The sequence below is a fragment of the Streptomyces sp. ML-6 genome (assembly GCF_030116705.1).
Lineage (GTDB): Bacteria > Actinomycetota > Actinomycetes > Streptomycetales > Streptomycetaceae > Streptomyces.
In genome coordinates this window covers 4998120-5023679 of sequence record NZ_JAOTIK010000001.1, presented here as the reverse complement: position 1 = coordinate 5023679, position 25560 = coordinate 4998120, and the positions used below count along the sequence as shown (strand labels likewise).

The following is a 25560-nucleotide window of genomic DNA, read 5'->3' as shown; positions in this document are numbered from 1 at the left end:
ATCGGTCGGGTCGGCCGGATCGGTCAGGTCGGCTGAGGACCGCGAGGACCGGCCGAGAACGCGAGGACCGGCCGAGAACCGCGAAGGTCAGCCGAGGACCGCGAGGGCGTCGATCTCGATGAGCAGGCCCTTGGGGAGGCCGACGTAGACCGTCGTGCGGGCGGCCGGGGGCTGCGTCAGGTTCTGCTCGGCGAAGTAGGCGTTGTAGATCTCGTTCATCTCGGCGAAGTGGTCCACGTCCGTGAGGTAGACGCGCATCATCATCACGTCGTCCCAGCTCGCGCCGCCCTCCTCCAGGATCGCCTTGACGTTGGCGAAGGTCTGGAGGGTCTGCTCGCGCAGGGTCGGGCCGGCGGGGGTCGGGGCCTGGCCCTCGACGGCGGGCAGGAAGCCGACCTGGCCGGCGACCTGGAGGATGTTCCCCTTCTTCACCCCGTGCGAGAACTTCGCGGGGGGCGTGGTGTGGGTGCTCGGGGTGAGGGCGATCTTCTCGGTCATGGCTGTTCAGGCTTTCTTGGGTCGGTTGTCGGTACCGGAGTACTCCCGGCTGATGGTTTCGGCGGTGCGCCGCACCAGGGGGAGCAGGGTGAGGAGTTCCTCGGCCGTGACGACGACATTGGGCGCGGAGACCGACATCGCTGCGACGACCCGCCCGTCCGCTCCCCGGATGGGGGCGCCGATGCAGTTGATGGACTCCTCGTGGCCGCCGAGGTCGGTGGCCCAGCCCTGTTCGCGGACGACGGCGAGCTCCTTGAGGAAGGCACCGGCGTTCGGGGTCGAACGGGACGTGTACATGGGGTAGTCGAGCTTCTCGGCGACGGCGCGCCGCTCGGGCTCGGGGAGGTCGGCGAGCAGCAGTTTCGCCACGGCGGCGACGGTGATCGCGACGGGCTTGCCGATCCGCGAGTACATCCGGACCGGGTAGCGGCTCTCGACCTTGTCGATGTAGAGGACCTCCTGCTCCTCGTACACCGCGAGGTGGACGGTGTGCCCGCAGTTCTCGTTGAGTTCGACGAGGTGGGGGTGGGCGATCTCCCGTACGTCGAGGTTCTCGACGGCCTCCTGCGCCAGGGCGAAGAGCCGGGCGCCGAGGCGGTAGCGCTGGTCCTGCTGGCGGTAGACGAGTCCGTGCTCGTGGAGCGTGCGGAGCAGGCGCAGCGCCGTGGACTTGTGGACGTCGAGCCGCTCGGCGACCTGTCCGAGGTCGGCGGGTCCCTGGGCGAGCAGCGGCAGGATGCTCAGCGCCCGGTCGACGGTCTGACTCATGTCGTACGTACCTCCTGGTCCTCCCCCGTCCAGCCGGGGCCGAGACGAAGTCTCCCCCAGGCCCCGTCGTCCAGGGCGGCAAGGGCGTCGGCGTGCGCACGGGCGGGCGGATCGGTGAGGTCGCCGGGGACGGTGAGGACGGCGGCGGCCATGAGGTGGCCGTGCCGGGCCCGGTCGCGCACCGGCAGGCCGCGGAGGGTGGCGGAGAGGAACCCGGCGGCGAAGGCGTCACCGGCGCCGACGGGGGCGACGACGTCGACCCGGAGCGCGGGGACGACGGTGACGGCATCGGCCCGGGAGTCGGTGCCGGCGCCGGATTCGGTACGGGAATCGGCTTCGGTACGGGAGTCGGCTCCGGTACCGGAATCGGCCCCCGCAGCATGCGAGAAGGCCGCGCGCGAGAAGACCGTGGCGCCCTCCGACCCCCGCTTCACGACCAGCACCTCCGGCTCCGGCAGGGCCGCGCGGATCGCCTCGGCGCCCCGCACGTCCCACGCCTCCTCCGCCTCGTCCTCGCCGACGAAGACGAGGTCCGCGCCGCGCGCCAGGTCGAGCAGGACGGACGGCTCCGCCCCGTCCCGCCACAGGCCCGGCCGGTGGTTGACGTCGAAGGAGACGAGCGGGCGGCCGGGCCGGGGGGCGGTCAGGTCGCGCAGCAGGGCCAAGCAGTCGGCGGAGAGCGCGGCCGTGATGCCGGACAGGTGCAGGACCCGGCCGGCGAGCAGCGCCTCGTACGGGACGTTGTCCGGGGACATCGCGGAGGCGGCGGACCCGGCCCGGTAGTAGGCGACCTCGTGCACGTCGGCGGCCCGGTCCGTGGCCGTGCGGAAGTAGATCCCGGTGGGCCGCGCCGGGTCGCGCCGCACGGCGGAGGTGTCCACCCCGTATCCGGTGATCGCCTCGACGAGGTGGTCCCCGAAGCCGTCCGCGCCGACCCGGCTCACCCAGGCCGCCCGGTGCCCGGCGGCGGCCAGCGCGCAGGCGACGTTGGACTCGGCGCCCCCGATGCCGCGGCCGAAGGAGGGCACGTCGGCGAGGCGTCCGGGCTGCGACGGCAGGAACGTCACCATGGACTCGCCGAGGCACACGACTTCGGTGGCCGTGGCGGCGTCGGTGGTCCTGGCCGGGGTTCCGGACACTCGGGGGCTCCTCGCGGGTTCGGGGGTACGGCTCGGTGACGCGGGTTCGGTGGTACGGCCCGGTGATGCGGTTCGGGGCGCGGTGGGTGGTGGCCCGGGGCGCGGCGGTGGTACCCGCCATTGACCCGGCGTCGGCTCGGATGTTAGACAGCGTTAAGCGATATACGCAATGGGTGTTGCACATGATGCAACGACTACTTCGATCGAGGAGGCCCCCTTGGCCGCCGACCGTTCCGTGGCCGGACTCTCCGACGAGCCGGTCGACCACCGCTTCAAGGCGCTTCCGCCCGACGCGGAGGGCCTGACCGTGGGCGCCCTCGCCGCCGAGCGGCGCGACCTCTTCACGGGGGGCTTCACCACCCCGGTGCTCGCCCTGTCCGCCGAGTCCGTCGAGCACAACCTCGACCTCCTGGAGACGTACGCGGAACGCCACGGGCTCGCCTTCGCCCCGCACGGCAAGACCTCCATGTCCCCGCAGCTCTTCGCCCGCCAGCTGGAGCGCGGCGCCTGGGGCATCACCGCGGCGGTGCCGCACCAGGCGCGGGTCTACCGGGCGTACGGGATCCGGCGGATCTTCCTCGCCAACGAACTGGTCGACGCGGCCGCCCTGCGCTGGCTGGCCGGCGAACTGGACGCCGATCCGGAGTTCCGCTTCGTCTGCTACGTGGACTCGGTGCGCGGCGTCGAGCTGATGGACGAGGCGCTGCGGGCCGCGGGCGCCACCCGTCCCGTCGACGTCGTCGTGGAGCTGGGCGCGGGCGAGGGGGCGCGCACCGGCGCCCGTACCGAGGCCGAGTGCGCGGCGGTCGCCGACGCGGTGGCCGCGACCGGGACGCTGCGGCTGGTGGGCGTGGCCGGTTACGAGGGCGAGGTGCCGGACGCGTCCGGCGAGCGGGTGCGCCAGTGGCTGCACCGGCTCGTCGCGCTGACCGTCGAATTCGACCGGGCGGGCCGGTTCGCGGCCGCGACGGAGGCCGGCGGGGAGATCGTGATCAGCGCGGGCGGCAGTGCGTGGTTCGACGCGGTGGCGGACGTGTTCGCGCAGGTCCCGGAGCTCTCCGCGCCGGTGCTGAAGCTGCTGCGCTCGGGTGCGTACGTCTCGCACGACGACGGCCACTACCGCCACCTCACCCCGTTCAACCGCGTCCCCGAGGAGGGGGCCCTGCGTCCCGCCTTCCGGCTGTGGGCGCAGGTGGTCTCCCGCCCCTCCCCCGAGCAGGCGTTCCTGAACGCGGGCAAGCGGGACGCGGCGTACGACCTCGACCTCCCCGAGGCACAGGTCGTGCGCTCCGGCCGCGACGGCACGGTCCGGCCCGCGACCGGCGTCACGGTCAGCGGACTGTCGGACCAGCACACCTGGGTGCGCACCGGGCCGGAGGCGGAGCTGGAGGTCGGCGACTGGGTGGGGATGGGGTTGTCCCACCCGTGCACGAGCTTCGACAAGTGGCAGCTGATTCCGCTGGTCGCCGAGGACGGGACGGTCGTCGACTTCGTCCGCACGTTCTTCTGACGCGCGGGGGAGCCGCCCCGCGGGACGGCTCCCCTCCCCCTCCCCCGCCCCGCGACCGGGGCCCGCCCCGCGACCGGACTTCGCCCCGGCCCCTCCTCCTCGACCGCGCAGGAACTCGCCCCCGCTCCCCCGTCACCGGGGTGGCCCGACCCGGGAGCCTCCATGGACCTCGTCATCCGCAACGCCCACGTCGTCGACGGCACCGGCAGCCCCGGCCGCCGGGCCGACGTGGCCATCACCGAGGGCCGGATCGCCGAGATCCACCCCGAGGGCGCCCCCGGCCCGCGCCCCATCGCCCGCCGCGTCCTCGACGCCGACGGGCTCGCGCTCTCCCCCGGCTTCGTCGACATGCACGCGCACAGCGACCTCGCCCTGCTCCGCGACCCGGACCACAGTGCGAAGGCCGCGCAGGGCGTCACCCTCGAAGTCCTCGGCCAGGACGGGCTGTCGTACGCGCCGGTCGACGACCGGACGCTCGCCGAGGTCCGGCGCTCCATCGCCGGCTGGAACGGCAACGGCGACGACATCGACTTCGACTGGCGCACGGTCGGCGAGTACCTCGACCGGCTGGACCGCGGCCCCGACGGCCGGGGCATCGCGGTCAACGCCGCCTACCTGATCCCGCAGGGCACCGTCCGGATGTACGCGATGGGCTGGGAGGACCGCCCCGCCACCGGCGCCGAACTGGCCCGGATGAAGGAACTCGTCGCCCGGGGCATGGCGGAGGGCGCGGTCGGCATGTCCTCCGGGCTCACGTACACCCCCGGCATGTACGCGAACGACGCCGAACTCACCGAACTGTGCCGGGTGGTGGCCGAGTACGACGGCTACTACTGCCCGCACCACCGCTCGTACGGGGCGAGCGCGCTCGAGGCGTACGAGGAGATGGTGCGACTCACCCGGAACGCGGGCTGCGCCCTCCATCTCGCCCACGCCACCATGAACTTCGGGGTGAACGAGGGCCGGGCGCCCGAACTGCTCGCCCTGCTCGACGACGCGCTCGACGGGGGCGCGGACATCTCCCTCGACACCTACCCGTACACCCCCGGCTGCACGACCCTCGTCGCGATGCTGCCGAGCTGGGCGGGCGAGGGCGGGCCGGACGCGGTGCTCGCCCGCCTCGCGGACGACGCGACGGCCGAACGCGTCCGGCACCACCTGGAGGTGGTGGGCTCGGACGGCTGCCACGGGGTGCCGATCGAGTGGGACACCATCGAGATCTCGGGCGTCGGCGCGCCCGCCCTCGCCGACCACGTCGGACGCACGGTCGCCGAGTCCGCCCGGCTGCGCGGCGAGGCGCCCTGGACGACCGCCCGCCGGCTGCTCGTCGAGGACCGGCTCGGCTCGACGATCCTCCAGCACGTGGGCCACGAGGAGAACGTGCGGCAGATCATGCGCCACCGGGTGCACACCGGCGGCAGCGACGGCATCCTCCAGGGCGACAAGCCGCACCCGCGCGCCTACGGCACGTTCCCGCAGTATCTCGGCCGGTACGTCAGGGAGTTGGGCATCCTCACCCTGGAGGAGTGCGTCGCCCACCTCACCTCGCGCCCGGCGAAGCGGCTGCGGCTGACCGACCGCGGGTACGTCCGCGAGGGCTACCGGGCCGACCTGGTGCTCTTCGACCCGGCGACGGTGGCGGCGGGCTCGACCTTCGAGGAGCCGCGCACCCTGCCGGTCGGCATCCCGCACGTGCTGATCGACGGCCGGTTCGTCATCGAGGACGGCCACCGCACCCAGGTCCTCGCGGGCCGGGCCGTACGGGGAGCGGGGCGCACCCGGAACACCCCGTGAGGCCCCCGCCTGCTCCGCCGCCTACTCCGCCGTCCGCTCCCTCGCCCAGGCCAGGTCCTCCTCGGTCGGGACGTCGTCCTGGGTGAGGCTGCGGCGCCAGTAGCCGCTGAACTCCACGGCCCCGCGGCCCATGCCGCGCTCCTCGACCAGGTGGCGGCGCAGGGCCCGGACCGTCGACGCCTCGCCGGCCAGCCACGCGGCCCCGGACCCGGCGGGCAGCGGGGTGTCCCGCACCGCGTGCGGCAACGACCCGCCCCGGTCCCGGTGCACCCACCGGACGCTCACGTCACCGGGCGAGTCGAGCGGCAGTTCCTCCGCCTCGTCGGCCACCTCGACCCGGACCAGCGCCCGCGCCCCCGCCGGCAGGGCCTCCAGGATCGTCCCGATCGCGGGCAGCGCCGTCTCGTCCCCGGCCAGCAGCAGCCAGTCGGCGGCGGGCAGCGGACGGGCGTACGCGGACGACGGGCCGACCATGCCGAGCACGTCGCCGGGACGGGCCCGCCGGCCCCAGCGGGCGGCCGGCCCCTCCTCGCCGTGGAGCACGAAATCGACCGTCATCAGGCCGGAGCCGGGGTCGTACCCGCGGACGGTGAAGCTCCGCATCAGCGGGCGCTCGGGCTCCGGGATCGCCAGGTACGCCTCGTACCAGCGCATCCCGTACGCGTCGTCGGCGTCCGGCTCCGGCAGCCGGGGGACGTCCTGCCCCTCCCGCGGGAAGCAGAGCTTCATCTGCTGGTCCGGCCGGTCCTCCATGAGCCCGGCCAGCGCGTCCCCGGCGAAGCCGACGCGCGCCGTGCGCGGGGTGATCCGCTCCACGCCCACGACCCGTACGTACGACACCGCCAACGCCTGCCCCATCGCGGATCCCACCCTCTCCGACTGATACTTTACGACGTAAGGAATTACCCCGGGGAAGTTACTTTACGGCGTAAGGAGTTGCAAGTGGTGGTCTTTGCCGGGCAGGGCGACGCCCGCCGGTCGATGTCCCTGCTGTGGCGCGCCGGCCGGCCGGAGGAGCAGGACCGGCGCCCCGGCCCCCGGCCCGCGCTGAGCGTGGACGCGATCGTGGCCGCCGCCGTCGCCGTCGCGGACGAGAAGGGGATGGCCGCGCTCTCGATGCGCGCGGTGGGCGAGCGGCTGGGGCGTACGGCGATGGCGCTCTACACCTACGTCCCCGGCAAGGACGAACTGCTGGACCTGATGTACGACGCCGTCCACGCCGAACTGCCCACCCACTACCCGGACACCGGCGACTGGCGCGCGGCGCTCACCGACTGGGCGCGGGACACCCTCGCGTTCCAGCTGCATCACCCCTGGGTGCTCCGGGTCTCCCAGGCCCGCCCGGTCCTCGGCCCGCACGAGTACGCGGCACTGGACACCCTGGTGCGCCTGCTGAGCGGGACCGGGCTCGACGCGGCCGTGGTGCGGCGGCTGGCCGGGACGCTGTCCCACTTCGTCCGGGGCTGCGCCGGGACGGTCGCCGAGGCGCGGCAGGCCGCGGCGGCGACGGGCGAGCCGGACGAGGAGTGGTGGTTCGCCCGCTCGGCGCTGCTGGGCGAGGTGGCGCCCGATTTCGCGGAGCGCTACCCGAGCCTGAGCGCGATGGAACGCGCGTCCGCCCCGCCGCCCCCGGACCCGTCGTCGACGGACGGCATGCCGCACCTGGAGCGCGAGGCGCGGAGGACGTTCGAGGCGGGGCTCGACGTCCTGCTGGACGGGATCGAGGCGGCGGTCCGCCGCGCCGGGACACCCTGAGCGGGGCGGGGCGGATCACAGCGGGGCGGGCCCAGGCCGTACGAGTACGCACCCCCTACGCACAACACGACCGCCGCGACACCCCGTCGGGCATCGCGGCGGTCACACACGTACGTTCACGACACGCATACGTTCACGACACGCATACGTTCACGAGCGGTCGTTTACGAGCGGTCGTTCACCCGTTCACGGCTTGGGCAGTTCGCATCCCGGCCGGTCGAGGTCGAACTCGTTGCCGGCGCCGATGCACGGCACGAGACCGTAGGTCTGCTGGGCGTAGTTGATGCCCTCGCGCACAGTCACGTCGCCGTTCTCGTCGACCTCGCACGGGTTGTTGTCCGCGCACTCCAGGCCGTTCTCGTTGCCGGTGTTGTTGACGGCGACGACCTTGCCGGTCGCGTTGTCGACCACCGGGGAGCCGGACGTACCGCCGATGGTCCGGCAGGCGGAGGTGTAGCGGACCGAGTCCTTCCAGGTCCACGCCCCCTCCTTGAGGCGGTAGACGAAGCCGTCGATGTTGCAGGAGTACGTGCGCTTCCAGTAGCCGGACACGACCGTGATCGCGGTGCCCTCGACCGGGTGCGCGGCGTTGAGCTCCAGCGCCTTGATGCCGTAGGTGCTCTCGATCTGGGCGTAGGTGCGGGTGAGTTGGTACACCGATATGTCGGTGTCGGTCATCGTCCCGTACGAGATCTTGCTCGCGCGCAGGGTGCCGACGCCGCTGCCCGAGGCGTTCAGCAGGGTGAAGCTCCGGCTGGACGGCTGGTCGACCACGACCTCGCCCGGCCCGGGGAATCCCGTCTCCATGCAGTGCCCGTTGGAGAGCACGAGCGCGGGATCGTCGGGCTGGGAGTCGGGGGTGCGGACGACGGAGCCGGAACAGTTGCTCAGCGCCACGGTTCCGGCGAAGTTGACCGCCTTGGGCCTGGCCTTCTCCTTGACCGCAGCGGGCCTGGCCTTCTCCTTGACCGCGCTGGGCGACGTCGTTTCTTGGGCGGTGGCCGCGGTCGCCGGAGCGACACCCGCTCCGAGGAGCAGAACGGCGAACAGCGCACCGACGAGAGGCTTTTTCATGTGGGGGTCCCCTCCAGGCGTATGTGCAGGGTCCGAATGGCCCCTGCCACCGAAGTTCCTTCGGTTTTGACATGCGCATGTTGGCGTACTGGAGGGGCCCCCACAAGGGGCGGTTTCAAGCCGTCCTCGAACCGCCGGGCCCGACGGCGGCCTTCGAGCCGGGCCTCAGGAGGCGGTCGGCTCCACCGGGATCCACAGCTCCGCCTCGGCCCGCGCACCGTCGGGCGAGGGCCTGGTGCGCAGGATCTCGGGACCGGGCCGGCTCCGGTACGGATTGGACGGGAACCACTGGGTGAACACGTCCCGCCACAGGTACTGGAGCGCCTCCGGGAAGGGCCCGGAGTTCTCGAAGACGGCCCAGGTGCCCGCCGCGACCACCAGCACGTCCAGGTCGTCCGGCGCGTTCGCACCGGTCACCACGGCGTGGTAATAGTCGAATTCGGTCCCCTCCGCGCGGCCCTCCGCGAGATTGTCGCTGACCTGGACGATGCCCTCCGGCTGCTGGTCGGACAGTGCCGCGATGCGCGCCACGGCCTCCTTGCCGATGCCCCGGACGAACTCGGCGATGGCCCAGTTGACGCCCTCGTGCACCAGGGGGACCCGCGCCTTCCTGCCGACCACCCGGAACTCGCCCTTCGTCACGATCCGGTATTCCATGCTGCTGCTCCCTTCGACCACGAGGCGGAAGGACATCCGGGGCTGCGAGCGCAGTGCCGCACCGACCCGCCGGGCCTCGCCCGGACCGACGCCGTGCATGGCCCGGAACGCCCGCGCGAACGCCTCCCCCGAGGAGTAGCCGTACCGGACGGCGATCTCCAGCAGCGTCCGCTCCCCCGCGAGCACCTCGGCCCCCGCGAGCGTCAGCCGCCTGCGCCGGACGTACTCCGACAGCGGCATCCCGGCCAGCGCGGAGAACATCCGCCGGAAGTGGTACTCCGACGTCATGGCGATCCGTGCCAGCTCGGTCACCTCGATCCGCCGGTCGAGACGGCCCTCGATGTGCTCCATGGCCTGGTTCAGCTTGTCCAGCACCCCGGACTCCTTCCCTTGCGGGTCACCACGTTAGGAACGGCGCACCCGCCCCGACCCGACATCCTGTGCCCGGTGCGGTCGGGTGAGGCGCAGTCAGGTGGGGTGCGGGGTGCGGGGGTGCGCCGGGGCGGGCCTCCGGTTCCGGCGGACCGGCGACCGCGACCGGCGGACCGCGACTCGGGGACCAGGGCCCCTCCGCCCCGGGACGGAGGCGGCCGGCCGCCCGCGCTGCGTACTGTCGGGAACATGACTTCCGACCGCGAGCACCTGCCCGACCTCGACGCCTACCTCGATCGCATCGGCTGGAGCGGGACGCGCGAGCCGACCGCGGAGGTGCTGCGCTCCGTGCACCGCGCCCACGCCCTGGGCATCCCCTTCGAGAACCTGGACCCGGTCCTCGGCAGCGCGCCCTCGCTCGCGATCGCCGACCTGGAGGCGAAGCTCGTGCGCGGCCGGCGCGGCGGGTACTGCTACGAGCACAACACCCTGTTCGCCGCCGCGCTGACCGCGCTCGGGTTCCAGGTCACCCGGCTGTGCGCGCGGGTCGTGGTGGGGGCCCGGCCCGGGGACGTCCGGCCGCGCACCCACATGCTGATGGCGGTACGGATACCGGGCGGGTCCACCCCGTACCTGGCCGATGTCGGCTTCGGCTCCCCCGGTTCACTGCTGGAGCCGATCCCGCTGGTCGCGGGCGCCGAGGTGCACGACGCACCGCGCCGCCACCGGCTCGTGACCGTCCCGCACGACGGGCCGCTGGAGCTGTGGGAGCTGCGGACGCTCGCCGCCGACGGGAGCTGGGAGCCGCAGTACGCCTTCACCCTGGAGCCCTTCGAGGCGCCGGACTACGAGGTCATCAACTGGCACATCGCGACCAACCCGCGCTCCCCCTTCTCGTCCGGCGTGTACGCGCAGCGGACCGTCCCGGGCGCGCACCTGTCGCTGACCGGCCGCACGTTCGTGACCACGACCGACGACGGCGGCCGCGAGGAGCGCGAGCTGGCGGACGGCGACGAGGTGCTGCGGGTGCTGGCCACCGGGTTCGACATCCATCTGCCCCCGGGCACCCGACTGCCGGAGTGAGGACCGGGGCCGCCGCCCCGGTCCCGCCCGCCCCGGTCCCGCCACGTGGCCCATCTCACCCGTCCGTGTTCGTCACGCCCCCGATCCACCCCATTCGAAGCCCGGCCCCCGTCCCCGCCCGGCGTTCCCACGGTCCGGGACGGGGGATGCATGGCTATGGAAGACACGTCCGGCGCACCGGACCACCCGGGTGGGCCCACCCCGGCGGGAAAGCCCCGGCGGCACGCGGGGCGCGGTCGTAAGCTCCCGGACATGCAGGTCATCCAGTCCACGAAGCTCGCCAACGTCTGTTACGAAATCCGGGGCCCCGTGCTGGAGGAAGCGATGCGGCTGGAGGCAGCCGGTCACCGCATCCTCAAGCTGAACACCGGCAACCCCGCCGCGTTCGGTTTCGAGTGCCCGCCCGAGATCCTCGAGGACATCCTGCGCAATCTCGCCGGGGCGCACGGCTACGGCGACGCGAAGGGCCTGCTGTCCGCGCGGCGGGCGGTGGTGCAGCATTACCAGACCAAGGGCATCGAGCTCGACGTCGAGGACGTCTACCTGGGCAACGGCGTGTCCGAGCTGATCCAGATGTCGATGCAGGCGCTGCTCGACGACGGCGACGAGGTGCTCGTACCCGCCCCGGACTACCCGCTGTGGACCGCCTCGGTCTCGCTGGCCGGCGGCACGGCCGTGCACTACCGGTGCGACGAGCAGTCCGACTGGATGCCGGACCTCGCCGACATCGAGCGGAAGATCACCGACCGCACCAAGGCGCTGGTGATCATCAACCCGAACAACCCGACGGGTGCGGTGTACGACGAGGAGATGCTGCGCGGGCTGACCGAGATCGCCCGGCGCCACAACCTGGTCGTCTGCTCCGACGAGATCTACGACCGGATCCTGTACGACGGCGCGGTCCACGTCCCGACCGCGACCATCGCGCCCGACCTGATGGTGCTCACCTTCAACGGGCTCTCCAAGAACTACCGGGTGGCCGGCTACCGGTCGGGCTGGCTGGCCGTCTGCGGCCCGAAGGCGCACGCCTCCTCGTACATCGAGGGGCTGACGATCCTCGCCAACATGCGGCTCTGCGCCAACATGCCCTCGCAGCACGCCGTGGCCACCGCGCTCGGCGGGCGGCAGTCGATCGACGACCTGGTGCTGCCGGGCGGGCGGATGCTGGAGCAGCGCGACACCGCGTACGAGCTGCTGACCCGGATCCCGGGCGTGACCTGCGTGAAGCCGAAGGGGGCGCTGTACCTCTTCCCGCGCCTCGACCCCAAGGTCTACAAGATCAAGGACGACCGGCAGATGGTCCTCGACCTGCTGCGGGCCGAGAAGATCATGGTGGTGCACGGCACCGGGTTCAACTGGCCGGAGCCCGACCACTTCCGGGTCGTGACGCTGCCCTCGACCGAGGACCTGACGGACGCGGTCAACCGGATCGCCCACTTCCTGGACGGGTACGGCCAGCCCTGACGACCGGCGGCGGGCTCGGGGGCGATCCCCGGATCGATCGCAGTCAACTTTAGACTCAATCCAATGTAGGATGGTTCCACAGCACCACCAGGAGGCCATCCATGTACGAACCGATCCGCACCAAATCGGTCCACACACCGGCCGACCACGCCGACGACTTCCCGCATCGTTCCCGCGAGGAGGAGCTGGACATCCAGCTCGCCGGGCACCTGGCCGCGCTTCTCGCGGTCACCGACGAGCTGGGCCTCGGCGAGGCGGGCGACCGCATCGCCGAACAGGTCGCCAGGCTGCGCGGCGCGGCGCCCGCCCGGCACGCCGGCCGGACCGAAGCATCCGCAGCCGCGCTGCACCGCCGCGCCCACGCCCTGGCGGGCCGTGCGCTGGTGGTGGCCGCGTCCCGCGCCGACACCGCCGCGGCGATCCTCGCGGCCGGGCGCATGGACGCCCACGCGGCGGCCGTCGCCGCGCCCGCCGCGCCCGCGCGGCTGGTCGGCGCCCACTGACGGCCCCGGTCCGCACGCCGCCGAGGCGCGTGGACCGGGCGCCCCTCACCCCCGCACCGGGCGCCACTCACCCCTGCTCCGGGCACCCTTCGCCCCCGCGCCAGGCACCCTCAGCCCCGCGCCGGGCACCCTTCGCCCCGCACCCGGAACAGAACCGCCCGGAACGGAACCGCCCGCCCCGGGCCGCACTCCACCGCACCGGAACCGCCTGCCCTCCGCGGGCCCCCGCGCCGCACCGGAACCACCCGTCCCGGTGCGGCGCGGCCGTGGTCAGCGACGGACCCGTACCGTCGCCGACGCCGTCGATCCGCTGTGCAGGTCGTCGCCCGCGTAGCCGATCTCGTACGTCACCTCTCCGATGGCCCGGGGCAGGTCGTTGACGGTGAAGGTGCCGTCGGCGGCGACGGCGGCCGAGGTCAGCGTGCCGGTGCCCTTCCGGTCGGTGCGCACCACGGACAGCGTGATCCCGGCGGGCAGCGCCCTGCCCTGCCCGGTCAGGGTGCCGGTGATCGTCAGGCCCGCGCTCTTGGTCGCCTCCGTCGGCGCCCGGAGCGCGATGGCGGTCGGGGCCTTGTCGACGGTGACGGCGAGCGTGACGTCCTCGGCCGGGCGGTGGGTGACGTCGCCGGTGAAGGAGACGGTGTAGGTGGCGTCGCCGACCAGGGACGGGACGTCGAGGACGGTGAACGAGCCGTCGGCCTCGACCTCGGCGGCGGCGAGCCTGCGGTCGCCGTTCGCGTCGTGCCGCACCGCCGTCACCCGGACCGGTTCGGCGGGGGCGGGGCCGTCCAGCTCCAGCCGGCCCCTGATCCCGACCGGTTCGCCGACGACGGGCCGGCCCGGGGTGGTGGAGAGGCCGCCGGTGAAGCGGGAGTCGTACTGGGCGGCCGGGGGCTGGATGACGTGCAGCCAGTACTCGGTGCCGGAGGTGTTGGTGGTGACGGCGAACAACCGCGAGCCGTCCTTCGACCAGCCGAGGCCGCGCGGCGCGACCCGGTCCCCGTCGAGCACTCCCTCGAAGGCGAACTCCAGCGGGGCCCGGCCGGACGCCGGGTCGGCGGGCTGCACCAGCAGGTCGGCCGTGCCCCCGGTGGCGGCGGCGCCCCGGGCGATGTACGTGCCGTCGCCGCTGAACGCGACGGCCGACGCCTTGGCCCCCTCGGGCAGCGGCTGGTACGGGACGGGCGCGTCGGACAGGTCGGCGGCCTCCAGGAGCCGGGTGCCGTACGCGGCGTCGGCGACCGCGATCCGCCGCCCGTCGGGGGACTGCGCCACGTCCTTCATGTCGAGGCCGCCCTGCCCCTGGGCGTCGGCGAAGCGTCGTTCGGGACCGCGCACCAGGGTGTCGCCGCTCGCGTCGAACGTGGTGACGAAGGGGTTGGTCTCGGTGGCGGTGCGGGTCTGCGCCATCACCAGACGGTCCGGGACCTCGGGGTCGCTCTCCAGCCGCAGCCGGCTCGCCGCGTTCCACCCGGTGCTGACCGACGCGCTGCCCGCCGCACCGTAGAGCGTGCTCCGGAAGGCGGCGCAGTCGGTTCCGTTGTACGGCGTCTCGGCGTGCCACTCCTTGCCGCCGGCGAAGGCCACGTCGCGCGGGCAGGTCGGCGCGGTCGCGGTGGAGACGGCGCCGGTGCGCTCCCAGGTCACGGTGTCGAAGGCCAGGACGGCCGAGGACTGCGAGACGTAGAGCGTCCCGCCGTCCGTGCTCAGGGCCATCCCTGACGGGACGGTGCCGACGGCGAGCGATCCGGTCCTCTGGCCCTGGAAGTTGTAGATGTGGACCTGGTTGTTCGTGCTGCGGTCCTGACCATCCGTCACGTAGACCCGCTCGTGCACGGAGTCGACGACCATCGCCGCGTACGAGGAGATCGGCAGCTTTGCCACGGTGTCGCCGGGCACGGTGCCGTCGGCCGCGCGGGCGGCCGGGGGTGCGACCGCGGTGAGGCCCGCGGTGCCGAGGGTCAGCGCGGCCAGCGTCGCCGCGATGCGTACATGGTGCCGGTTCTTGCTCAACTGAGTCCCCCACAAGATCTGTTGGCCTCCGGCCGACCGAGCCGGAGGCGATGTGAAGGAACATCGAATCGTTGTGGAGGTTGTGTGCGCAAGTCTCGGGCGATCTTGGGACGTTCGCCATGAAACGCCGGAAAGGGAGCGACCCCCGGAACCGTGAGGGAGTTCCGGGGGTCGTACCGCGGCCGGGCTGGTGAGACCCACAGGTCAGGGCGGATGTCCAGGGCCCGGTCGCGGGGCATGCGGGGCGCACCCGCGCGGGGTGCGCCCGGAGCCCGGCGGGATCAGCCCAGGCGCTGGACCAGCGCGCGGTACTCGTCCCACAGCTCCTTCGGCGTGTGGTCGCCGAAGGTGTTGAGGTGCTCGGGCACCAGCGACGCCTCCTCGCGCCAGATCTCCTTGTCGACGTCGAGCAGGAAGTCCAGGTCGGCGTCGGAGAGGTCCAGGCCGTCGGTGTCCAGCGCGCCCTTGGCCGGCAGGATGCCGATCGGCGTCTCGACGCCCTCGGCCTTGCCGTCCAGGCGCTCGACGATCCACTTCAGGACGCGGCTGTTCTCGCCGAAGCCGGGCCACACGAACTTGCCCGCGTCGTTCTTGCGGAACCAGTTCACGTAGTAGATCTTCGGGAGCTTGGCCTGGTCCTTGTCGGCACCGACCTTGATCCAGTGGTTCATGTAGTCGCCCATGTTGTAGCCGCAGAACGGCAGCATGGCGAACGGGTCGCGGCGCAGCTCGCCGACCTTGCCCTCGGCGGCGGCGGTCTTCTCGGAGGCGACGTTGGCCCCGAGGAAGACGCCGTGCTGCCAGGTGAAGGACTCGGTGACCAGCGGCACTGCGGAGGCGCGACGGCCGCCGAAGAGGATCGCCGAGATCGGCACGCCCTTCGGGTCCTCCCACTCGGGCGCGATGATCGGGCACTGCCCGGCCGGGACGGTGAAGCGGGCGTTGGGGTGGGCGGCCGGGGTGTCGGAGGCGGGCGTCCAGTCGTTGCCCTTCCAGTCGGTGAGGTGGGCCGGAGCGGTCTCCGTCATGCCCTCCCACCAGACGTCGCCGTCGTCGGTGAGCGCCACGTTGGTGAAGACGGAGTTGCCCCACATGGTCTTCATGGCGTTGGCGTTGGTGTGCTCGCCGGTGCCGGGCGCGACGCCGAAGAAGCCGGCCTCGGGGTTGATCGCGTAGAGACGGCCGTCCTCGCCGAACCGCATCCAGGCGATGTCGTCGCCGATGGTCTCCACGGTCCAGCCGGGGATCGTCGGCTCCAGCATGGCGAGGTTGGTCTTGCCGCAGGCGCTCGGGAAGGCCGCGGCGATGTACTTGGGGGCCTCGGCCTCGCCCTGCGGCGGGGTGAGCTTGAGGATCAGCATGTGCTCGGCGAGCCAGCCCTCGTCACGCGCCATGACGGAGGCGATGCGCAGCGCGTAGCACTTCTTGCCGAGCAGGGCGTTGCCGCCGTAGCCGGAGCCGTAGGACCAGATCTCGCGGGCCTCGGGGAAGTGCGAGATGTACTTGATGGAGTTGCACGGCCACGGAACGTCCTCCTGGCCCTCCTCCAGCGGGGCGCCCAGGGTGTGGACGGCCTTGACGAAGAAGCCGTCGGAACCGAGCTCGTCCAGCACCGCCTGCCCCATGCGGGTCATGGTGCGCATGGAGACGGCGACGTACGCGGAGTCGGTGATCTCGACGCCGATCGCGGAGAGCGGGGAGCCGACGGGGCCCATGCAGAAGGGCACGACGTACATGGTGCGACCGCGCATGGCCCCGCGGAAGACGCCGTTCTCACCGGTGAAGATCTCCCGCATCTCGGCGGGGGCCTTCCAGTGGTTCGTCGGACCGGCGTCCTCCTCCTTCTCGGAGCAGATGAACGTACGGTCCTCGACGCGGGCGACGTCGCTCGGGTCGGACGCGGCGTAGTAGGAGTTCGGGCGCTTGGTCTCGTCCAGCTTCGTGAAGGTGCCCTTGGCCACGAGCTCCCCGCACAGGCGCTCGTACTCGGCCTCGGAACCGTCGCACCAGACCACCCGGTCCGGCTCGGTGATCGCCGCGATCTCGTTCACCCAGGAGATGAGCTCCTGGTGCTGGGTGGGGGCAGTGGGGGGAGCCGCGATGTCGCGCGCCACGATCGCTCCTTGTTGAGGGTGTCTGTTTGGTAGTTGCCCCGTGGGGGCTGCGACCCGGATGCTTCGACCCCTTCAAATCCCGTTGGCGCTCATCCGGTGCCGACCGCACTCATTTGATCATCCGACCGTTTCGCCCATATGTCCAGGGGACCTCACACGTGAGCATTGCCACTCGCATCCGTTACTTACGGTTGCGTAGGTACGATGCGGGAATGACTGCCGCCGCCGCGCCCGAGTCCCCCGGGCTGGAACCAGCCGATTCCCATCTCCTCCCGGCGAATCCCCTCCCGGCACCTCCTCTTCCGGCGAATCCCCTTCCTGCGAAACCGCGGATGCGCGGCTGGCTGCACGCCGGGATGTTCCCCGCCGTGATCGTCGCGGGGGTCGCCCTGATCGCGTTCACGGACAGCGCCCTCGGCCGGATCGCCTGCGGGATCTACACGCTGACCGCGTGCCTGCTGTTCGGGGTCAGCGCGCTCTACCACCGGGGCACCTGGGGGCCGCGCGGCGAGGCGGTGCTCCGCCGGCTCGACCACGCCAACATCTTCCTGATCATCGCGGGCACCTACACCCCGCTGACCCTGCTCCTGCTGCCCGAGTCCACCGGCACCCCGCTGCTGTGGGCGGTCTGGGCGGCCGCGGCGGCCGGCATCGCCTTCCGGGTGTTCTGGGTCGGCGCCCCGCGCTGGCTCTACACGCCCTGCTACCTCGCCATGGGCTGGGCCGCGGTCTTCTTCCTGCCGGACTTCCTGCGGACCGGCGGGATCGCCGTACTGGTGCTGGTCGTCGTCGGCGGCCTGCTCTACAGCGCGGGCGGGGTCATCTACGGCATCAAGCGGCCCAACCCCTCCCCGCGCTGGTTCGGCTTCCACGAGGTCTTCCACTCGCTGACCCTGGCCGCCTTCGTGGTGCACTACGTCGGCATCTCCCTGGTGGCCTACAACCACGGCTGAGCAGCGTCCCGGCCGGTGCCGACGGCCCGCCGATGCCCGACAATGGCGACCATGGCCGCCACCTCCCGTACCCCTTCCGTTTCCGCCCCGGAAACGCCGCCGCAGCTGGGACTGCGCGAGCGGAAGAAGCTCCGGACCCGGATCGCGATCCGGCACGCCGCCTGCCGGCTGATCGCCGCGCAGGGCTACGAGGCGACGACGGTCGAGCAGATCGCGGAGGCGGCCGAGGTGTCGCCCAGCACCGTCTTCCGGTACTTCCCGGCCAAGGAGGACATCGTCCTCGCCGACGAGTACGGCCCGGTCCTGGAGGCCGCCCTGCTCCGCCGCCCGGCCGGTGAACCGCTGCTGGAGTCGCTCCGGCACGTCCTGACCGAGACGTTCGCGGCGATCCTGGCGGCCGAGGAGGACGAGATCCGCCAGCGCGCCCGGCTGATCGTGGAGGTCCCCGCGGTCCGGGCCCGGATGACGGAGAGCATGTCGGACACGGCCGGCACCCTGGCCGCCGCCCTCGCCACCCGCGCCGGCCGCGCCCCCGACGACCTGGCGGTCCGGGTGTCGGTCGCGGCGGTCCTGGGCGCGCTGCGCGAGGTGACGCTGTACTGGTGCGAGCACGACCGGGAGGGCGACCTCGTCGCGATGATCGGCCGGGCGCTGGACAGCCTGGAGAACGGCCTGTCGCTGTGACACCGTGCCGGCCCCGCCGGACGCCCGGAACATGACTGACGCACGACCGACGGACGCCCCGCCGCCCCTCCTCCCGCCCTACTGACTGCTCACCGCACCCCGCGCCCCGAGCCCCCGCCCAGCCGCCGCGCCAGCTCCTGCGCGTCCGTCGTCGGGACGTCGCACACGAAGTTCCGGCACACGTAGGCCGTCGGCGCCCCGCCCGTCATCGGCCGGTCCGCCAGCAGCGGGAACTCGCTCCCGCCCGTCTCCCCCGCGGCCACCACCGCGCCCGGGGCCGTGCCCAGCAGCGCCGTGCGGTGCAGCTCGCCGCCGACCGGCCCGGCGACCGCGACCTCGCGCGGCCCGTCGAGCAGCGCCTCCGCGACCGCGAGCCCCCAGCCGGTGAACCGGGGAGCCCGCGGACCGAGCGCCTTCACCACGCCCAGCGCCCCCTCCCCGGCGGTGCGGTGGGCCTCGGAACCGGTGTGCGCGGCGTACGAGAGCAGTGCCCCGGCCGCCGCCGTCCAGCCCGCCGGGGTCGCGTTGTCGGTGGGGTCCTGCGGGCGGCGGATGAGCTGCTCGGCGTCGTCCGCCGTGTCGTACAGCTGACCGCCCTCGCCGGTGAAGTGCTGGAGCACGATGTCGAGGAGGAAACCCGCGAACTCCAGCCAGACGCCCTCGCCGGTGACCGAGGCCAGGGCGAGGAAGCCCTCGGCGACGTCGCCGTAGTCCTCCAGCACCCCGGCGTTGGCACCGGCCCGGCCGTCCTTCGAGGTACGGGCCAGCCGGGCGACGTCCCCCATGTGGACCCGGACCAGCAGGTCGGCCGCCTCGGTGGCGCGCTCGATCAGGTCGGGCCGGCCGAAGTACGCCCCGGTCTCGGCGAGCGCGGCGATCGCCAGACCGTTCCAGGCGGCGACCACCTTGTCGTCCCGGCCGGGCCTGGGGCGCAGCTCGCGGGCGGCCAGCAGCCGGGCCCGCACGTCGGCGACCCGGTCCGCGTCCGCCACGCCCGTCCCCGGCAGCCGCAGGACGGAGGCCCCCTCCTCGAACGTGCCCTCCTCGGTCACGCCGAAGTACTCGGCGGCGAAGGCCGCGTCCTGCTCGCCGAGCACCTCCCGCAGCTGCCCGGGCGTCCACACGTAGTACGCGCCCTCGACGTGCCGCCCGGCCCCGTCCTCGCTGTCGGCGTCGAGCGCGGAGGCGAACCCCCCTTCGGCGGTGCGCAGTTCGCGCACCATGAAGTCGGCGGTCTCCAACGCGGTCCGCCGGGCCGACTCCGAGCCCGTGACCCGCCACAGATGCGCGTACACCCGGCAGAGCAGCGCATTGTCATAGAGCATCTTCTCGAAGTGGGGCACCACCCACTCCCGGTCCACCGAGTAGCGGGCGAACCCGCCGCCGAGCTGGTCGTACATCCCGCCCCGGGCCATCGCCTCGCAGGTGTCGACGGCCATCTGGAGGGCACCCTCCGCCCCGGTGCGGGCGTGGTGGCGCAGCAGGAACTCGATGATCATGGACGGCGGGAACTTGGGCGCCCCGCCGAACCCGCCGTGCTTGCCGTCGTACTCGCGGGTGAGCCCGAGCAGCGCCTGCGCCAGCTCCGGCTCGCCCGGCAGCCCCTGGCCGGCGTGCACCAGGGAGCGCCGGGAGAGGTCCTGGACGATGCGCCCGGCGACCTCGCCCACCTCGTCCCGCCGGCTCGTCCAGGCCGCCGCGACCCCTTCGAGCACCTGCCGGAAGGACGGCATGCCGTGGCGCGGCTCGGGCGGGAAGTACGTGCCGAAGTAGAAGGGTTCGGCGTCGGCGGTCAGGAAGACGGACATCGGCCAGCCGCCCTGCCCGGTCGCCGCCTGCACGGCCTCCATGTAGACCGCGTCCACGTCGGGGCGCTCCTCGCGGTCCACCTTGACGTTGACGAAGTGCTCGTTCATGTACGCGGCGGTGGCCTCGTCCTCGAAGGACTCGTGCGCGAGGACGTGGCACCAGTGGCAAGCGCTGTATCCCACGCTCAGGAACACCGGCACATTGCGCCGCCGCGCCTCCTCGAAGGCCTCGGGGGACCACTCCCACCAGTCGACCGGATTGTCCGCGTGCTGAAGCAGATACGGGGACGTGGACTGCGCAAGTCGGTTGGCCATGAGTCCAATCCTCGCGCACCCACTCCCACGACACACGCGCGCCACGGGGCAGAGCGGTGAAGGGCGGGTGGGGCACCACACCGGGCAGTGGGCTGAGCCCAGCAGCGCCCGGACTGTTGAGGCACCACGAAGGAGGTACACCATGACCGCCGAGATGGTGGCGCCCGCGTGGATGCACACCCAGATCAGCGCGGAGCAGTACGACTCCTGGTCCGAGGAACAGTGCGCCGGCATCGAGATCGTGGACGGGATGGTCGTCGTGAGCCCGAGCGGCTCCAAGCGGCACAACCGCCTGGCCCGGCTCCTGGCCAATGCCCTGGACGCCGCCGCGGGCCCGGAGTGGAACGCCGATGCCGACTTCGACGTCCGCCTGCAGGACGTCCCCCTCACCAACCGCCGCCCGGACGTCACTGTCCACCGGTCGGAAACCATCGACCTCACACCCACCCGCCCCGAGCACGTGCTCCTGGTCGTCGAGGTCGTATCACCCGGTTCGGAGACCACGGACCGGGTCGTGAAGGTGGACCAGTACGCCAAGGCCGGCATCCCCTTCTACTGGCGCGTCGAACAGGCAGCCACCGGGGTCCCGATCATCTACACCTACGTTCTCGATCCCGCCACCAAGGCTTACAGGGACGGCGAGATGTTCACCGGCACGGTGAGGGCCACCGCGCCTTTCTCCCTCACGGTCGATCTTGGGGTCATGTAAGGACGGAGGGTCTCCCCGCTTTCGACAGCTGACCGGTAGCGCCCGGATGGTCATTGTTCGCAGACCGATCGGAACATTCCCCACCTCCGAGCCGGATGCACCACCTCCGGATGCCATGCCGGCTCATGGGCGATCGTTTAGCCGTGCCTGGTCAGGAACTGATCAAGGTCACGTTGACGGGAGATCGCACCACCGGGGCAGCCGCCTACGAGACTGACACAGGGCCCGGCATCCGGTTGTGGTTCATCGACGTGCACGGGCCACGACTGCCCCCCTGTGCCCTCGACGCCACGAGCGCGCCAGTCGCAGGCCGAAGAACCGCGGCACTGCAGGCAGGCACGAGCTGACATGTTCGATTACCAGCTGACCATCCATGCGCGCCACGGCCATGAGGTCGAGCGGTATAGCGATCCCAACACTCTACTTCTTGTGCAAGTGACAGTAACTGAAGTACCTTGCAGGACATGCAAGATGACGCATGGTCACCACCCTCTGTCCTATTGACGGTCGATCTCGTGATCCTGACGCTGCGCGACAGTCGTCTGCACGTCCTCCTGGTGGAGCGGGGCGAAGACCCCTTCCGGGGCATGCTCGCACTGCCCGGAGGATTCCTGAGCCATGACGGCGAGGAGATCCTGGACGCCGCTCACCGCGAACTGAGTGAGGAAACAGCCCTGACCTCCGGCTGGGTACACCTTGAACAGCTGGCCGTGTACGGAAGATCGGGCCGCGACCCGCGGGGCCGAGTCGTCTCCGTCGCGCACCTGGCGATCGCACCGGGACTGCCCGACCCTGTCGCGGGGACGGATGCCACCGATGCCGCGTGGATACCCGCAGAAGCCGTACTGTCCGGCGAGGCGCCCCTCGCCTTCGACCACCATCGAATCGCCGCGGACGGGATAGAACGCGCACGCACCAAGATCGAATTCTCGGCACTGGCCACCGCGTTCTGTGGGGAGAGCTTCACCATCGCGGAGCTGCAGCAGGTGTACGAGGCCGTCTGGGGCACCACACTCGACACCCGCAATTTCTACCGGAAGGTCCAAGCTTCGAAGGGATTCATCGTCCCCGTCGGCACGGACCGCAGGGCCACGGGAGGACGGCCCGCACGGTTGTACCGGGCCGGTCCGAACACCGTGCTGTTCCCACCGCTGATCCGACCCGCGCCACCCGCGACGGAAGAGAACACGAGAGGGGAAGAGGAGTAGATGCCAAAGGGCCCGGTGGTGATTCTCACCGCCCTCAATCTTGAATATCAGTCCGTGCGCCAGAGGCTGGCGAATCCTCAGGTGCATCGCCATGAGCGCGGTACCCGGTTCGAGGTGGGAACCGCACGGGGCACATCGTGCCGCGTCGCGCTCGGCCTGACGAACAAGGGGAACCATTCCGCCGCGGTGATCGCCGAACGCGCGATCCAGGAGTTCTCACCGGTGGCCGTGCTGTTCGTCGGGGTCGCCGGCGCCCTGTGGGACGCCACCAGGCTGGGTGACGTGGTGATGGCGTCACATGTGTACGCCTATCACGGCGGGACCAGTGAGGACGACGGGCTCAAGGCCCGTCCCCGGGTGTGGGAAGCGCCGCACGGCATCAGCCAGCTCGCCTCGCACCTGGCCCGTTTGAACGACTGGGCGGACCCCACGCCCGGTCACGAGGACGGGCCTCAGGTGCGTTTCGGGGCGATCGCCGCCGGCGAGATCGTCCAGAACTCGAGGATCTCGGCCGAGGCGAAGTGGATCCGACAGCACTACAACGACGCGCTCGCCATCGAGATGGAGGCAGCCGGTGTGGCCCAGGCCGGCCATCTCAGCGGAGCGCCGGTGGCCATCGTCCGGGGGATCAGCGACCGGGCGGACGGCACGAAGAACAGTTCGGAGGACCGCAACTGGCAGCCGCGGGCCGCGGCGAACGCGGCGGCGTTCGCCATCCGGTTGGCAGTGGAACTGGAGCAGGAGGAGGCCACAATGCCCCAGGACGACGGGGCCCGTTCGACCGACTGGTTCGACCGGCGCGTCAGCAACACCGTCCACAACAGTACTGTCGGCATCGTGGCCGGCTCCGTCACGGGCAGCAGTGTCCACATGAACACGGCCTCGAAGGCACCCGGCCCGACGGACCTGATCACGGAACTGAACGGTTTCCGCGATCAGCTTGGGTGGCACCGTACCGAGGGCGTCCTCGACGAGGACAGCTACCGGGAAGCCCTGACCGATCTGGACTCCGCCCTCCGGTCGGCCGGGGAGCGCACCCCTGAATCGTCGAAGCGGGCGGTCATGACACTCAAGAGGCTGCGCGGACTGGTCGCGGAGTGCCCCGCGCTGGTGGCCACGTTGACTCCGTTGGTGGCCGCGGCCGGTGACCTGGCATGAACCACGACGACAGTGCCCCGTACAGCTCGGCGGCATACGGCTCGACCATCGGGATCCAGGCCGAGACCGTACACAACTCCAACGTCTACTTCGTCCACCCCGACGCCTCGCCGCAGGAGAAGTACCGGGTCGGCGTACAGCTCCTGGAAGACGGCGTTCCCAGCCGGGCCCGCGAAATGATCACCGATGCGATCGCCCACGGGTACGACGGCACGGAGGTGCGTTTCCACTGGGTGCTCGCCATGCTCAGCGCACGCACCCACCACGACCTGACCGCCGAAGAGGTCGGGCAGCTGCGTTACGCCTACGGGCTCGTGCGGGACTTCGCCGAGGACAAGTGGAAGGAAGCCCTGCGCGTCACTTTCGACCTGTTGGCGGTACTCAGCACCGCCGGCAGCGAGACCGGCCCCGTGCTGAAGCAACTGCAGGACCTGCCGCTCCGCCAGCACGACGCGATCCTCCGCCACCTCAACGTGATACTCACCGGAGGGCTGAAGGACGACCTGTGGGCGGAGACCCTCGGGCGGGCCAGGGCGGAACGCTTCGGCAACGGCCGGGCCCAGCGGGTCTGGGCCTACTTCGCACCCGACCCCATCGGGGCGCGGGCCGTTCAGCCCCGCCCGAGCACCGCTGCCGCCGCCAAGGCGGCCCTCCCTGTCCGGGCCGTCCTGTTCGCCATCAGCAGTGCTCTCCTCGGGGCCCTGGCTCTGATCGCGAATCCGGCCCAGGCGATCGTCGAGTTAGCGGTGGCACTCGGCGCGGGCCTGACCGCGGCGCGCTTCGGCGTTCGGTGGTGGGGCCAGGAGCCCAGGCCTGGCTTCGGGGCCGAGGTTCACGCCCCGGATCCGCGCGATCCCCCGATCGCCGAGGACCGGTTCACCAAGCGCGTCCGCCATTCGTTCGATCACTACTTCAGCATTCGAAGGCCCCACGGCTTCACCGCGGATGCCTGGCTCGGTCACACGGTTCAAATCCGCAGCAGCCTCGCCGCCGAGATCGCGGACCTCTACCGGGAGAGCCGAATCGGTGTGGAGCGAGTCGACTGGCTGATCCGGTACCTCGCCGAGGACGCCCGAGATCGCTACAACAACGGCACCCTGTCCGATCGGTACCGTCAGGACCGGACGTCGGGCAGGACGAAGGCCTTGACCGTGGCGGCCCTCGCCGTTCTCGGTGTCGCGGCTCTGGCCGGGTTCGGCACAGCGGCCATCGGTGCCGCCCAACCGCGGCCTCTGTGGGCGTTCCTGGCCATGCTCGGTGCGGCTTGGTCCGGGCACGCGAGCGCTTCCCGATGGCTGGAGGTCCGGCGTGAAGAGCACCGGCTGAACCGGGAGACCCAGGAATACAGCGAGCATTTGGCCGAACGGCAGATTGCCTACCATCGCTGGAAGTCGTTCCTGGACGCTACGCGCCCCAGCGAACTGGAGATGGAGACCTGGCTCACCTGCGACAAGACCTCGTTCGTCGATGAGGCACTCCGGCACCACCGGCTCACCTGGCGTGACCTGATCGCCCACACCATCCTCATGGCCCCGGGTCCATCCTGCAAGCGTGGCCGGGTCCGAGGCGGCCCATGGCGGTACTCGCGCTACGTGTTCCGCCTGTTCCTGTTCACCCAGGACGGTATCCGCGAGATCAGCTCCGAGTTCGACTTCTTCGACGGAACGCGCAAGAACGAGCAGCGGAGCAACTACCGGTTCGACGCGCTAACCTCCGTACAGGTGACGGAGAACGCCGACATTGGCTACGACCTGGAGCTCTTCCTCGCCAACGGACCGGCCAGGAAGATCCGCGTCAAGGACGCCGACGCCCATCAACTGGCGCCGACCGAGAATTCCCAGGAAATCTCCGAGATCAACCTCAGCGCGGCCGGCTCCACCCACACTTTCCGCCTTCTGGAGGGGATAGCGGCGGACGGGAAGAGCTGGATCGAACGGCACGGCCCCGACAGCCTGGCTCCCTTCCAGATCGCCGGCTGATC

At 71.7% G+C, this 25560-nt stretch carries 21 protein-coding genes; 12 read left to right on the top strand and 9 right to left on the bottom strand.

All coding sequences use genetic code 11. The features are described 5' to 3' along the window. Window positions 1–87: 87 nt before the first annotated feature. From OCT49_RS22550 to OCT49_RS22540, 3 genes are read right to left on the bottom strand one after another with little or no spacing between them, the layout of a single operon-like run. A complete protein-coding gene (locus OCT49_RS22550) occupies window positions 88–498 on the bottom strand; it encodes a RidA family protein (protein ID WP_283853652.1) in 411 nt (136 codons plus the stop codon). A 6-nt stretch (window positions 499–504) separates the two neighbouring features. Continuing rightward, entirely contained in the window at window positions 505–1266 is a 762-nt protein-coding gene (locus OCT49_RS22545) for an IclR family transcriptional regulator (RefSeq protein ID WP_283853651.1), read from the bottom strand. Next, on the bottom strand, window positions 1263–2405 hold the full coding sequence (locus OCT49_RS22540) for a sugar kinase (RefSeq protein WP_283853650.1): 1143 nt from the start codon (window positions 2403–2405) through the stop codon (window positions 1263–1265). Before OCT49_RS22540 ends, OCT49_RS22545 begins: the two co-directional genes overlap by 4 nt. Window positions 2406–2574: 169 nt before the next feature. On the opposite strand from OCT49_RS22540, the gene OCT49_RS22535 reads away from it, so the two are divergent. Both OCT49_RS22535 and OCT49_RS22530 read left to right on the top strand, forming a co-directional pair. Then, entirely contained in the window at window positions 2575–3915 is a 1341-nt protein-coding gene (locus tag OCT49_RS22535; RefSeq protein ID WP_283853649.1) for an alanine racemase, read from the top strand. Between the two features lie 162 nt (window positions 3916–4077). Further along, window positions 4078–5709 carry an N-acyl-D-amino-acid deacylase family protein gene (locus OCT49_RS22530; RefSeq protein ID WP_283853648.1) on the top strand — a complete coding sequence of 544 codons (1632 nt, stop codon included), beginning with the start codon at window positions 4078–4080 and terminating at the stop codon, window positions 5707–5709. Window positions 5710–5730: 21 nt separating this feature from the next. On the opposite strand, the gene OCT49_RS22525 is transcribed toward OCT49_RS22530, so the two are convergent. Next, complete coding sequence (locus OCT49_RS22525; protein ID WP_283853647.1) at window positions 5731–6567, bottom strand: siderophore-interacting protein; 837 nt, start codon at window positions 6565–6567, stop codon at window positions 5731–5733. Between the two features lie 84 nt (window positions 6568–6651). On the opposite strand from OCT49_RS22525, the gene OCT49_RS22520 reads away from it, so the two are divergent. Then, window positions 6652–7464: a TetR/AcrR family transcriptional regulator gene (locus OCT49_RS22520; protein WP_283853646.1), complete on the top strand. Its 813-nt coding sequence runs from the start codon at window positions 6652–6654 to the stop codon at window positions 7462–7464. Window positions 7465–7650: 186 nt separating this feature from the next. Here OCT49_RS22520 and OCT49_RS22515 read toward each other — a convergent pair whose 3' ends face one another. Both OCT49_RS22515 and OCT49_RS22510 read right to left on the bottom strand, forming a co-directional pair. Beyond that, window positions 7651–8538 (bottom strand): S1 family peptidase, encoded by an 888-nt coding sequence (locus OCT49_RS22515; RefSeq protein WP_283853645.1) that lies wholly within the window; start codon window positions 8536–8538, stop codon window positions 7651–7653. A 165-nt stretch (window positions 8539–8703) separates the two neighbouring features. Further along, window positions 8704–9570, bottom strand: a complete 867-nt coding sequence (locus tag OCT49_RS22510) for an AraC family transcriptional regulator (protein WP_283853644.1) — start codon at window positions 9568–9570, stop codon at window positions 8704–8706. Between the two features lie 246 nt (window positions 9571–9816). On the opposite strand from OCT49_RS22510, the gene OCT49_RS22505 reads away from it, so the two are divergent. The 3 genes from OCT49_RS22505 (at window position 9817) to OCT49_RS22495 (ending at window position 12617) form a co-directional block, all read left to right on the top strand. Further along, window positions 9817–10650: an arylamine N-acetyltransferase family protein gene (locus tag OCT49_RS22505; protein ID WP_283853643.1), complete on the top strand. Its 834-nt coding sequence runs from the start codon at window positions 9817–9819 to the stop codon at window positions 10648–10650. Window positions 10651–10902: 252 nt separating this feature from the next. Beyond that, window positions 10903–12114, top strand: a complete 1212-nt coding sequence (locus OCT49_RS22500) for a pyridoxal phosphate-dependent aminotransferase (RefSeq protein ID WP_283853642.1) — start codon at window positions 10903–10905, stop codon at window positions 12112–12114. Window positions 12115–12215: 101 nt separating this feature from the next. Continuing rightward, on the top strand, window positions 12216–12617 hold the full coding sequence (locus OCT49_RS22495; RefSeq protein ID WP_283853641.1) for an SCO4983 family protein: 402 nt from the start codon (window positions 12216–12218) through the stop codon (window positions 12615–12617). A gap of 270 nt (window positions 12618–12887) precedes the next feature. Here OCT49_RS22495 and OCT49_RS22490 read toward each other — a convergent pair whose 3' ends face one another. Next, window positions 12888–14630: an NHL repeat-containing protein gene (locus tag OCT49_RS22490; protein ID WP_283853640.1), complete on the bottom strand. Its 1743-nt coding sequence runs from the start codon at window positions 14628–14630 to the stop codon at window positions 12888–12890. Between the two features lie 281 nt (window positions 14631–14911). Further along, complete coding sequence (locus tag OCT49_RS22485; RefSeq protein ID WP_283853639.1) at window positions 14912–16744, bottom strand: phosphoenolpyruvate carboxykinase (GTP); 1833 nt, start codon at window positions 16742–16744, stop codon at window positions 14912–14914. 212 nt (window positions 16745–16956) lie between these two features. On the opposite strand from OCT49_RS22485, the gene trhA reads away from it, so the two are divergent. Together trhA and OCT49_RS22475 are read left to right on the top strand one after the other, a co-directional pair. Beyond that, a complete protein-coding gene (gene trhA, locus OCT49_RS22480) occupies window positions 16957–17697 on the top strand; it encodes a PAQR family membrane homeostasis protein TrhA (RefSeq protein WP_502963401.1) in 741 nt (246 codons plus the stop codon). Window positions 17698–17748: 51 nt separating this feature from the next. Continuing rightward, complete coding sequence (locus OCT49_RS22475; protein WP_283853637.1) at window positions 17749–18381, top strand: TetR/AcrR family transcriptional regulator; 633 nt, start codon at window positions 17749–17751, stop codon at window positions 18379–18381. An 89-nt stretch (window positions 18382–18470) separates the two neighbouring features. Here the strand turns inward: OCT49_RS22475 and OCT49_RS22470 are convergent, their stop codons facing one another. Further along, complete coding sequence (locus OCT49_RS22470; RefSeq protein WP_283853636.1) at window positions 18471–20504, bottom strand: thioredoxin domain-containing protein; 2034 nt, start codon at window positions 20502–20504, stop codon at window positions 18471–18473. A 142-nt stretch (window positions 20505–20646) separates the two neighbouring features. On the opposite strand from OCT49_RS22470, the gene OCT49_RS22465 reads away from it, so the two are divergent. The 4 genes from OCT49_RS22465 to OCT49_RS22450 all read left to right on the top strand — a co-directional run bounded on the left by OCT49_RS22465 (window position 20647) and on the right by OCT49_RS22450 (window position 25558). Further along, a complete protein-coding gene (locus OCT49_RS22465) occupies window positions 20647–21213 on the top strand; it encodes a Uma2 family endonuclease (RefSeq protein WP_283853635.1) in 567 nt (188 codons plus the stop codon). A gap of 464 nt (window positions 21214–21677) precedes the next feature. Continuing rightward, on the top strand, window positions 21678–22421 hold the full coding sequence (locus OCT49_RS22460) for an NUDIX hydrolase (RefSeq protein ID WP_283853634.1): 744 nt from the start codon (window positions 21678–21680) through the stop codon (window positions 22419–22421). Next, the gene (locus OCT49_RS22455; RefSeq protein WP_283853633.1) at window positions 22422–23579 is read left to right on the top strand and encodes a 5'-methylthioadenosine/S-adenosylhomocysteine nucleosidase family protein; all 1158 of its coding nucleotides are present in this window, start codon (window positions 22422–22424) and stop codon (window positions 23577–23579) included. Beyond that, on the top strand, window positions 23576–25558 hold the full coding sequence (locus tag OCT49_RS22450) for a hypothetical protein (protein WP_283853632.1): 1983 nt from the start codon (window positions 23576–23578) through the stop codon (window positions 25556–25558). Before OCT49_RS22455 ends, OCT49_RS22450 begins: the two co-directional genes overlap by 4 nt. Window positions 25559–25560 lie beyond the last annotated feature (2 nt).

Excerpts from the sequence above, each read along its gene's own strand:
- OCT49_RS22455 (WP_283853633.1), top strand. The coding sequence starts at position 22,422 with ATGCCAAAGGGCCCGGTGGTGATTCTCACCGCCCTCAATCTTGAATAT.
- OCT49_RS22550 (WP_283853652.1), bottom strand. The coding sequence starts at position 498 with ATGACCGAGAAGATCGCCCTCACCCCGAGCACCCACACCACGCCCCCC.
- OCT49_RS22525 (WP_283853647.1), bottom strand. The coding sequence starts at position 6,567 with ATGGGGCAGGCGTTGGCGGTGTCGTACGTACGGGTCGTGGGCGTGGAG.
- OCT49_RS22505 (WP_283853643.1), top strand. The coding sequence starts at position 9,817 with ATGACTTCCGACCGCGAGCACCTGCCCGACCTCGACGCCTACCTCGAT.
- OCT49_RS22465 (WP_283853635.1), top strand. The coding sequence starts at position 20,647 with ATGACCGCCGAGATGGTGGCGCCCGCGTGGATGCACACCCAGATCAGC.
- OCT49_RS22475 (WP_283853637.1), top strand. The coding sequence starts at position 17,749 with ATGGCCGCCACCTCCCGTACCCCTTCCGTTTCCGCCCCGGAAACGCCG.
- OCT49_RS22515 (WP_283853645.1), bottom strand. The coding sequence starts at position 8,538 with ATGAAAAAGCCTCTCGTCGGTGCGCTGTTCGCCGTTCTGCTCCTCGGA.
- OCT49_RS22535 (WP_283853649.1), top strand. The coding sequence starts at position 2,575 with ATGGGTGTTGCACATGATGCAACGACTACTTCGATCGAGGAGGCCCCC.
- OCT49_RS22470 (WP_283853636.1), bottom strand. The coding sequence starts at position 20,504 with ATGGCCAACCGACTTGCGCAGTCCACGTCCCCGTATCTGCTTCAGCAC.
- OCT49_RS22545 (WP_283853651.1), bottom strand. The coding sequence starts at position 1,266 with ATGAGTCAGACCGTCGACCGGGCGCTGAGCATCCTGCCGCTGCTCGCC.
- OCT49_RS22530 (WP_283853648.1), top strand. The coding sequence starts at position 4,078 with ATGGACCTCGTCATCCGCAACGCCCACGTCGTCGACGGCACCGGCAGC.
- OCT49_RS22460 (WP_283853634.1), top strand. The coding sequence starts at position 21,678 with ATGCAAGATGACGCATGGTCACCACCCTCTGTCCTATTGACGGTCGAT.
- OCT49_RS22450 (WP_283853632.1), top strand. The coding sequence starts at position 23,576 with ATGAACCACGACGACAGTGCCCCGTACAGCTCGGCGGCATACGGCTCG.
- OCT49_RS22500 (WP_283853642.1), top strand. The coding sequence starts at position 10,903 with ATGCAGGTCATCCAGTCCACGAAGCTCGCCAACGTCTGTTACGAAATC.
- OCT49_RS22495 (WP_283853641.1), top strand. The coding sequence starts at position 12,216 with ATGTACGAACCGATCCGCACCAAATCGGTCCACACACCGGCCGACCAC.
- trhA (WP_502963401.1), top strand. The coding sequence starts at position 16,957 with ATGACTGCCGCCGCCGCGCCCGAGTCCCCCGGGCTGGAACCAGCCGAT.